The following is an 8,645-nucleotide window of genomic DNA, read 5'->3' as shown; positions in this document are numbered from 1 at the left end:
GGGGGGGGGGGGGGGGGGGGGGCCCCCGCGGGGGGGGGGGGCGGGCGGCCCCCCCCCCCCCCCCGCCCGTTCGGGTGTCCGTGGTCGGTCGTGCGTCGTGCCTCGGTCGGACCATGGGTCGGTCGTGGGTCGATGCGGGCCCGGGGCTCGGGTGGGCGACGGGGCGGCGGCGTGAGTCACCTTCGGGTGCAGGCGCGGGCGGTGTGGATCGTGGTGGCGGCGAGGTAGAAGGCGTCCGGGCGCCACAGGATGCCGGTGTCGGCGTCGGTGTCGAGCAGGGCGTCCATGGTGGCCAGGTCCTGCTCGTCGAGGCGGTCGGCCAACAGGGCTCGGCGGTGCGTCAGTTCGGCGTACAGGTGTTCGCGCGGCGCGGCGTCCAGCGGTGACGGCAGGTCGATCAGGAAGGAGTGCGAACCGGTGGGGACCAGGCCCGCGCGGGCCAGCATGGCCGGCCAGTCCTCGACCTCGGCGCGGGCACCGGGCAGCGCCGCACGCGATTCGGCGAACCAGTCCTCGTGCGCGGCGTCCAGCCGGGCCTGGAGTCCCGGCCGGCCGATGCCGATGTCGCGGGGCAGGAAACGCGGGGCCAGGCCGCGTTCGGCGACCGCGATCACCCCGCCGGGGCGCAACACCCGGGCCAGGGCGTCCAGTGCGGCCTGTTGGTCGCCCAGGTGGTGCACCACGTCGCCGGCCCAGACCAGGTCGGCGCTGCCCAGCGCGTCCAGGTCGGTGGGCAGGTCGACCCGGTGGGTGCGGACCCGGTGGCCCAGGCCCTCGCGCCGCGCCCGGGCGCCGGCTCGGGCCAGCAGGGTCGGACTGGGTGCGCCGGTGACCACGTCGGCGTTGGGGAAGTAGCGGGCGAGCAGGCAGGAGGCGATGCCCGGGCCGCCGCCGAGGTCGAGGATGCGGTCCACCCGGGCCAGCGTGTGGTCGCCGTACAGCGCGAGATCGCGCAGGCGCGCGGCGGCCTGCTCCAGGAACGGGACGTGCAGCTCGGCCTCGCTGTCGAGGTGCCGGCCGACGGCGTCCGGATCCAGGTCGTCCGGGCTGGGGTGGATGGTCATCGCTGGGTCTCCCGAGGTCGGGGCGCTCATCGCGGTGGGCGGCCGGGTCCGATCTTGTGCGTTGCGGGGGACAACGTCGGCGCATGGGCGCGGTAATCCATGGCGATGGCGGGGGGTTCGACGCGGGGCGGCTCGGGAGGCGGGTGTGGGGGCGGGCGATGTGCGGGACCGGGCCGGGTCGAGGCGGGTTGGTGCCTGGCGGGACGGGAGTGTGGGGCGCCGGGGCGGATACGTTTGCGTGGTGCGTGCGGCGTGGTGCGTGTCGGGTGGCGAGGGCGCGACGGGTGTCCTGCCCGGCGGTTCGACGGGTTCCACGGATACGACGGCGACAGGTTCGACAGGGGAGTGGGATGTCGGTGACGGAGGCGGGGGCTGTGGAGCACGATGCGGTCGCGTGTCGAGCGGAGATCGTCCGGCTGCATGTGCTGATCGAGGGCCTGCTCACCGGCGCCGGCGGCGATTCGGCCGGATTCGCGCTCGCGCACGCACCGGACTTCACCCTGGTCGAGCCCGGCGGCGGCACGCTGTCCCGACCCGAGGTGCTTGCGATGGTCGACGGGGCACGGGGTGTGTTGCCGGGCTTGCGGATCGGCATCGAGGACGTGCGCGTGGTGGCCTCGGCGAGCGAGTTCGTGGTGGCCTCGTACCGCGAGGTGCAGGTGCGGCCGGACGGCGGCGGCGATGTGCGGGCCGCGACCGTGGTGTTCGAGCGGGATGCGTCGGCGGTGCACGGGCTGCGGTGGCGGCATCTGCACGAGACGTGGGTCGAACGCTCCTGAGGGCCGGGCGGGTGGATCCGGCGGGGTCGGGCGGGTCGGCGGTGCCTGTCTTAGGGTCGAGGGATGAGCGACGAGACCGTCTACAAGCTGGTGGGCACCGACGAATGGGCGACCGCGGTACGGCGCGGGGTGTTCGAAGGGGCCGGGATCGACCTGGTGGACGGGTACGTGCACCTGTCCACGCAGACGCAGGTGGCCGAGACGGCGCGTCGCCACTTCGCCGGCCGTGACGCGTTGACCCTGGTCGCGGTGGATCCGGGTGCGCTGGGGTCGACGCTGCGTTGGGAACCTTCGCGGGGCGGTGACCTGTTCCCGCACGTGTACGGCCCGGTGGCGCCGGCCGCGGTGCGCTGGGCCGAGCCGCTGGAACTGCCCGCGACGCCCGACGGCGACGCGGTCGTCGAGGCGGTCCGACGGGTCTTGCGGGCGCGCGGGCACTGACCGCGATGGCGTGACCCTGCGTGACCGCAGACGGATGCGGCGGAGGGACGGAGACGGCGGGGCACGCCGCGGAGTAACCGGGTGTGACGGCCCCGTCTGCGGTGAAGCAATGGCGTAATTCGTGGGACACGTGTCGTGGACGCCATGATCGGCGTGCGCAACGCTGGAGGGGTGAGAGCGAACGAGGTCGTTTTCGTTGCTTTCGAACGGTTCCGGTCGTTGGATCCGGTCGGTCCCTACGAGGTGTTCGCCAACGCCGACGGGTGTCGATGTTCGATGCCGGCGCGGCGGACCGGGATGGTGGACGCGCACAGCGCTTCGCCATCCGTGTCGTCTGTATTCACTGCATCGATGAGGGAGACGTTGTGACCACCTACGGGCTGTTGGCGTTCGAGGGACTCGAAGAGCTCGATCTGGTCGGGCCCTGGGAGGTGTTCACCGCGTCCGCGATGTTGCGCGAGGGCGCGGACACCGTCACCACGATTGCGGCCGGTACCGAACCGGTGCGCTGTGCCAAGGGGTTGCGCTTGATACCCGAGCACACTTTCGCCGACCATCCGCGCCTGGACGTGCTGTTGGTGCCGGGCGGCGTCGGGACTCGGACCGAGGTGGACCACGAGGCGTTGATCGGGTGGATCGCACGTACCGCGAGCGATGCCGCCTGGGTGACGAGCGTGTGCACCGGAGCGCTGCTGCTGCACGAGGCGGGCCCCGTGCGGGGGCGCCGGGTGGCCACCCATCACACGTTCGAGGACGCCCTCGCGGCACGCGGCGACATCACCGTGGTCCGCGACGCCCGCTACGTCGTGGACGGCAACCTGGTCACCAGCCAGGGCGTGTCCGCCGGTATCGACATGGCGCTGTGGCTGATCGGACGCCTGCACGGAGTCGAACACGCCCGTGCGGTACGCCGCTACATCCAGTACGAGCCGGCCCCGCCGTACCTGGCGGACGCCCCTGGGGCCTGACACTGGCCGGACCGGACCGCACCGAACGTCGTGCGGGTCACGGGCGGCGCGGCAGCGGGTCGTGGTCCGGCCGGATGCGATGCGGCGCGGTGGGTCGGGTCGGAATGTGGAGCGGCGTTCGGGTGGGAGGCGGCCGGGTCCGCGTCGAAGTCGGGCTATTCCGAGGGGGATTGCGTCGAGAAGTTGCGCAGGCTGTCCAACTGGTCCCAATGTCGGCCGATGCGCTCCCGGCCGGTCGCGGTCAGGGCGACGTTCGTGTTGGGCTTCCGGTGTACGAACCGCTTCTCGATCGTGACCAGTTCGGCCTCGGCCAGTCTGGTCAGGTGACTGGAGAGGTTGCCCTTGGTCAGTCCGGTCGCGCGCTGCAGGAACACGAAGTCGGCGGACTCCACGGTCGACAGCACCGTCATGATGGCCAGCCGGCCCGGTTCGTGGATCAGCCGATCGAGAATCGGCCCGTCGCTAGGCGCCGCCATAGTCGCCACCGAGTTCGGGACCCCGGGCGGGACCGAAGGCGCGCTGGAGCGCCGCATGATCGAGGACCCCCGTCACTATCGTTGCCACGCCGACGAGCATAAGACCTCCATTGATCTTGCCCGTCGCCCCCACATCCCCCCAGATCGGCAAGAGACCGGCCGCCCCGACGGTGCCCCAGATGGCCACATGGTGCGGCCTCGGCCGCATGCCGACGGCGTAGGAGACGTACATCACCGAGGCGAACGCGGCGGTGGTGGTGCTGACCGGCAGGACGACCCGCCAGTCCAGGGTCACCGCGCCGGCCACCAGGGCCGCACCCGCCGCGGTGACGATCGCGGCCCTGGTGCGGTCTCGGCCCGACGGGGTGATCCGACCGTAGTTCTCGGCGTAGTAGTGGGTCACCCACAGGTATGCCGCCCCCGCCACCACCACCAGCGCCCCGGCGGCCCAGGTGACCCAGGCGTGGTCCAGCGGTGCCCACCTCAGGTTCGTCAGCCCGGCGACGATGATCAGGACGCCCGCCGGGACGGAGAGCAGACCTCTGAGGTACGAGTAGTCCGCCGCCGCCGATTCGAGGCTCTTACGATCCATCGTGGCCCTCCCCAAACTGGTTTGTGCTACAGACTCTACGGGCCGGCGAGGGTCTTGCAAACAGGTTTGCGTCACAAACTTGGTGCGGGAGTCCGGGGCGGTCGAGAGACCGGGGCGGGCCGGGCGTGGGTGCCGGCGGGCAGGGTGCGGCGCGGAGCGATGGGGCTGTGCGCGAGTGGTGGTACGGGCGGAGCAGGCACGGCGGGGGACGCCGAGGGGGTGCAGGCGAATCCGGACCACGCCTGGGAGATCCGGTTGTGGGATTGCACGGCACGGAGTGAGATTTTCTCGACCAAACGATCTCGTGAAGTGACTCGGCCCGGAGGATTCCGCGAGCCGCGATGAGTTCTGCGGCGTCCGGCGGTCGTACTGTCGAACCCGTCACCGAGGAGGACTTCCGATGCGCAGCGTGACCTATTCGATGGGCGTCTCCCTGGACGGCTACATCGTCGGGCCGGACGGCGGCTTCGACTGGACGACGCCCGACGAGGAGGTCTTTCGCCTGGCCACCGACGAGGTACGGGAGGTCGGTGTCCACCTGTTGGGGCGACGGCTGTACGAGACGATGCTGTACTGGGAGACCGTCGACCAGAATCCATCGCTCGACTTCTCCACGCTCGAGTTCGCCGCGATCTGGAAGCCGCTCCCCAAGGTGGTGTTCTCCACCACGCTCTCGGCGGTACAGGGCAATGCCCGCCTGGCCTCCGGCGGCCTGGCGGAGGAGATCGAGCGGTTGCGAGCCGAACCGGGCGACGGCAACATCGCGATCGGCGGCGCGACCCTCGCCGCCGAGGCGGCCGCGTCGGGTCTGATCGACGAGTACCGGGCCAGGGTCTACCCGGTGCTGGTCGGCGGTGGCGTTCCGTTCTTCCCCCGGCACGAGCACCGGGTGGATCTCGAACTCGTCGAGACCCGCACCTTCGACTCGGGAGTCGTCTACCTCCGCCACCGCGTGGCGCGTTAGCCGGCCGGCCCGCCCAGACGTCCGCCGCGCATTCGTCCCGTGGCCCGATTCGGTCGTCCCGAGGCGTCGCCGGGCGGGAAAATCGGGCGACAGGTGCGGGGTTGGGGGGCAGTATTCGGGGGGCGGTTGCCGCTGTTCTCGTGGTGGTGTTCTGCCGGAACTCCCGTGCTTTGTGGAAAGGTTGCCGTGCAGGCCGCGCATACGATCACGCCCGCTCTCCTGCCCGAGGTCTTGTTGCACACCGCGCTGGTGCGGCCGGTTTTCGTATGGGGGGCGCCCGGGATCGGGAAGTCCTCGTTGGTTCGGGATTTCGCCCGATCGCTCGGGCTGGAGTGTGTGTCGTTGCTGGGCACCCAGTTGGCTCCCGAGGACCTGATCGGCGTACCGCAGATCGTGGACGGGCGCAGTCGGTTCTGTCCGCCCGAGCAGATCGCCCGGGACGAGCCGTACTGCCTGTTCCTCGACGAACTCAACGCCGCGTCGCCGGATGTGCAGAAGGCGTTCTACTCGCTGATCCTGGACCGCCGGATCGGCTCCTACACGCTGCCGGCCGGCTCCGTGGTGATCGGCGCGGGCAACCGGGCGAGCGACAACGCGCTCGCTCGGCCGATGTCCTCGGCGCTGCTCAATCGCCTGGTGCACATACATTTGCGTGCCTCGGTCGACGACTGGCTGACCTGGGCCGCCGAGAACGGCATCCACCCGTGGATCCTGGACCATGTGCGAGCCCGGCCGGACCACCTGTGGAGTGCGCCGCCCAAGACCGAGGAGGCGTTCTCCACGCCGCGCGCGTGGCACATGCTCTCCGACGGGCTGTACTCCTTCGGCCCGGACATCACCGACGAGCACGTCCGGCTGCTGGCGCACGGCACGCTCACCCCCACCCACGCCGCCGCGTTCCTGGGCTTCCTCAAGACCGTGCGCAACGCGTACGGACTGGATGCCATCGTCAAGGGGGACGCCCGCTGGCCGGCCGCGCCCGCCGACCGCGATCTGCTGTTCTTCCTGGTGGAGAGCTTCCGTGCGCGGCTGGCCAAGGATCTGCCCGCGGACCGTCGGCACGTCTCGCCCGCGCTGCGCGACTTCGCCTTCCGAGCCAAGGCCCTCCTGGTCGAACTCGCCGAGATCTCGCTGGAGATGGCCCAACTCGTGATCGCCGAGGACGACACCGGCGCCGCGCCGCTGCCCGCGTGGTTCCTCGTCGAGACCGCCCGCGACCTGCCGCGCCTGGTCGGCGCGCGGCGCTGAGCGGCCGGGCCGATGTCCGCGCGCCGCGCCCGCAAACCCGAGGTCGACCAAGCACAACGAGCCCTGAAGGCGCAGAACGCCGGTTGGAAGCTGGCCTGCGTCCCGCCACTGGACCACGTCGGCGGATCGGCGAGACACGCCCACGCCGACCAGGCCCCCGGCGCGCTCGGCTACGTCACCAGTCGCGGCCTCCTCGTGGTCGATCGGCACCGCTACGTGCCGCCCACCGCGTGGGCCCGCGGCTACACCCACCTGCTGCTGCACCTGGCCATGGGGCACCTGGCCCCGGACAACCTCGCCGAGGCCGGCCTGGGCGATCCGGCGGCCGAGATCGACGCCGCGTACGGCACCGCGTGCTGCGTCGCGGTACACCACTTCGCCGCCGGCCTGGGCATCGGCACGCCTCTGGACGACCTGCCCGAACTGCCCGTCGGTGACGAGCGCGAACTCACCGAGCGCTGGCGCCGTGACGGCGTCCCCCCGGCGCTGCGCCGCATCGGTGTCAACGGCGACTCGCCCTGCATGTGGCGCAGCCCGCCCTCCGCGAGCGCCGCGCCGCCGCCGGACTGGTCCGCCCTGCTGGCCCGCGGCCTCGTCCGCATGGTCGCCGGCTCGCTCGATTCCGCGGCCGGCGAGAGCAACCGGCGGACCGCCCGCGCCGACGGCCCCTGGGACCGGGCGCTGTCCTGGTTCGTCTCCTCCTACCCCCTCCTGGGCGCCCTCGCCGCCGGCCTCACCGTCGTCGCCGACGCCGAACTGGCCCGTTCCTGGGACATCACCATCGCCGCCGTCAACGCCGAGCACGGCGAGATCTACGTCAACCCGCACGCCGGCCTGAGCGTCGAGGAATGGCGCTTCGTCCTCGCCCACGAGATGTTGCACGCCGCGCTGCGGCACGACCGCCGGCGCGAGCACCGGGACGCGCACCTGTTCAACGTGGCCTGCGACTACGTGATCAACGGATGGCTGGTGGAGATGGGCGTCGGGGTGTTGCCGGACGGGCTGTTGTACGACGCCCGCCTGGCCGGCCTGTCCGCCGAGTCGGTGTACGACACGCTGACCACCGACCTGCGCCGGGCCCGCAAGCTGCGGACCCCCGGCTCGCGCGAGCACGGCGACATGCTGGGCGAGTGGCTCTCCGAACCGGCCGCCGCGGCCCGGCGGTCGAGCCGACGGGGGCGGTCGGGGAGGCTGCCGGGAGCAGGTGGGCCCGGCGGTTCGTTCGTCGACCTGGACGCGTTCTATCGGCGCGCGCTCGCCACCGGGTTGGCCTACCACGATCCCGGCCGCGGACTGCTGCCCGCCGGGCTGATCGAGGAGATCCGCACGCTCGAACAGCCGCCGCCCGCATGGGACGTACGGCTGGCCCGCTGGTTCGACGAGCACGTGCGGCGCCCCGAGCCCGTACGCAGCTACACCCGGGCGAGCCGGCGCCAGGCGTCCACGCCCGACATCCCGCGGCCCGGGCGGATCCGGCCCTCGGACGTCGACCGGCTGTGTACGTTCGGCGTGGTCCTGGACACCTCCGGTTCGATGGATCCGGTGTTGCTGGGCAAGGCATTGGGCGCGATCGCGTCGTACGCCACCGCGCGGGACGTGCCGGCCGCGCGCGTGGTGTACTGCGACGCCGCCGCCTACGACGCGGGCTATCTGCCGGTCGAGGACATCGCGCACAGGGTGCGGGTGCGCGGACGCGGCGGCACGGTGTTGCAGCCGGGGATCCGGCTGCTGGAGGGCGCCGCGGACTTCCCCGCGGACGGCCCGATCCTGGTGGTCACCGACGGGCAGTGCGATGTGCTGCGGGTGCGCCGCGAACACGCCTTCCTGGTTCCGGCGGGCGCCCGGCTTCCGTTCACGGCGCGCGGGCCGGTGTTCCGGGTCCGCTGAGGCGGGCGGCGGCAGCCGAACCCGACGGAGAAATCGGCCTGCACGGGCGACGATTCGCCTCGGCAGGCGAGCGCGTACCCTGACTGCCCCGAGACCGCGGCCCGGTGCTCCCGGCCGGGGCCCGCGGCCCGCCGGCCGGAATCTCGGATGCGGTGGGCCGGCCCGGCGACCAGACTCGGAGAACGGTCGCCGCAAAACGGGACCGCCGTATCGGAGTTCGGAAGGA

The 8,645-nt window shown here is 72.1% G+C and carries 9 protein-coding genes; 6 read left to right on the top strand and 3 right to left on the bottom strand.

Annotated elements, in window-relative coordinates; all coding sequences use genetic code 11:
• Positions 1 to 176: 176 nt before the first annotated feature.
• Complete coding sequence (locus tag ACIBM5_RS39890) at positions 177 to 1,064, bottom strand: class I SAM-dependent methyltransferase (protein ID WP_396011589.1); 888 nt, start codon at positions 1,062 to 1,064, stop codon at positions 177 to 179.
• A 350-nt stretch (positions 1,065 to 1,414) separates the two neighbouring features.
• On the opposite strand from ACIBM5_RS39890, the gene ACIBM5_RS39885 reads away from it, so the two are divergent.
• The 3 genes from ACIBM5_RS39885 to ACIBM5_RS39875 all read left to right on the top strand — a co-directional run bounded on the left by ACIBM5_RS39885 (position 1,415) and on the right by ACIBM5_RS39875 (position 3,252).
• Positions 1,415 to 1,843: a DUF4440 domain-containing protein gene (locus ACIBM5_RS39885; protein ID WP_396011588.1), complete on the top strand. Its 429-nt coding sequence runs from the start codon at positions 1,415 to 1,417 to the stop codon at positions 1,841 to 1,843.
• A gap of 63 nt (positions 1,844 to 1,906) precedes the next feature.
• The gene (locus ACIBM5_RS39880) at positions 1,907 to 2,284 is read left to right on the top strand and encodes a DUF952 domain-containing protein (protein WP_396011587.1); all 378 of its coding nucleotides are present in this window, start codon (positions 1,907 to 1,909) and stop codon (positions 2,282 to 2,284) included.
• A 365-nt stretch (positions 2,285 to 2,649) separates the two neighbouring features.
• Positions 2,650 to 3,252, top strand: a complete 603-nt coding sequence (locus tag ACIBM5_RS39875; RefSeq protein ID WP_396011586.1) for a DJ-1/PfpI family protein — start codon at positions 2,650 to 2,652, stop codon at positions 3,250 to 3,252.
• A gap of 155 nt (positions 3,253 to 3,407) precedes the next feature.
• Here ACIBM5_RS39875 and ACIBM5_RS39870 read toward each other — a convergent pair whose 3' ends face one another.
• Together ACIBM5_RS39870 and ACIBM5_RS39865 are read right to left on the bottom strand one after the other, a co-directional pair.
• The gene (locus tag ACIBM5_RS39870) at positions 3,408 to 3,728 is read right to left on the bottom strand and encodes a transcriptional regulator (RefSeq protein WP_396011585.1); all 321 of its coding nucleotides are present in this window, start codon (positions 3,726 to 3,728) and stop codon (positions 3,408 to 3,410) included.
• The gene (locus ACIBM5_RS39865; protein ID WP_396011584.1) at positions 3,715 to 4,320 is read right to left on the bottom strand and encodes a hypothetical protein; all 606 of its coding nucleotides are present in this window, start codon (positions 4,318 to 4,320) and stop codon (positions 3,715 to 3,717) included. The genes ACIBM5_RS39870 and ACIBM5_RS39865 overlap by 14 nt, the downstream gene beginning before the upstream one ends.
• Before the next feature lie 400 nt (positions 4,321 to 4,720).
• Between ACIBM5_RS39865 and ACIBM5_RS39860 the strand changes: the two genes are divergently transcribed.
• The 3 genes from ACIBM5_RS39860 (at position 4,721) to ACIBM5_RS39850 (ending at position 8,419) form a co-directional block, all read left to right on the top strand.
• The gene (locus ACIBM5_RS39860) at positions 4,721 to 5,284 is read left to right on the top strand and encodes a dihydrofolate reductase family protein (protein ID WP_396011583.1); all 564 of its coding nucleotides are present in this window, start codon (positions 4,721 to 4,723) and stop codon (positions 5,282 to 5,284) included.
• A gap of 186 nt (positions 5,285 to 5,470) precedes the next feature.
• Entirely contained in the window at positions 5,471 to 6,532 is a 1,062-nt protein-coding gene (locus ACIBM5_RS39855) for an ATP-binding protein (RefSeq protein ID WP_396011582.1), read from the top strand.
• A gap of 12 nt (positions 6,533 to 6,544) precedes the next feature.
• Positions 6,545 to 8,419, top strand: coding sequence for a hypothetical protein (locus tag ACIBM5_RS39850; RefSeq protein ID WP_396011581.1), 1,875 nt, complete (start codon positions 6,545 to 6,547; stop codon positions 8,417 to 8,419).
• Positions 8,420 to 8,645 lie beyond the last annotated feature (226 nt).

This window comes from Embleya sp. NPDC050493 (assembly GCF_044458105.1).
Lineage (GTDB): Bacteria > Actinomycetota > Actinomycetes > Streptomycetales > Streptomycetaceae > Embleya.
This window is presented reverse-complemented; position numbering and strand designations above follow the sequence as displayed.

Excerpts from the sequence above, each read along its gene's own strand:
- ACIBM5_RS39865 (WP_396011584.1), bottom strand. The coding sequence starts at position 4,320 with ATGGATCGTAAGAGCCTCGAATCGGCGGCGGCGGACTACTCGTACCTC.
- ACIBM5_RS39850 (WP_396011581.1), top strand. The coding sequence starts at position 6,545 with ATGTCCGCGCGCCGCGCCCGCAAACCCGAGGTCGACCAAGCACAACGA.
- ACIBM5_RS39890 (WP_396011589.1), bottom strand. The coding sequence starts at position 1,064 with ATGACCATCCACCCCAGCCCGGACGACCTGGATCCGGACGCCGTCGGC.
- ACIBM5_RS39885 (WP_396011588.1), top strand. The coding sequence starts at position 1,415 with ATGTCGGTGACGGAGGCGGGGGCTGTGGAGCACGATGCGGTCGCGTGT.
- ACIBM5_RS39870 (WP_396011585.1), bottom strand. The coding sequence starts at position 3,728 with ATGGCGGCGCCTAGCGACGGGCCGATTCTCGATCGGCTGATCCACGAA.
- ACIBM5_RS39860 (WP_396011583.1), top strand. The coding sequence starts at position 4,721 with ATGCGCAGCGTGACCTATTCGATGGGCGTCTCCCTGGACGGCTACATC.
- ACIBM5_RS39880 (WP_396011587.1), top strand. The coding sequence starts at position 1,907 with ATGAGCGACGAGACCGTCTACAAGCTGGTGGGCACCGACGAATGGGCG.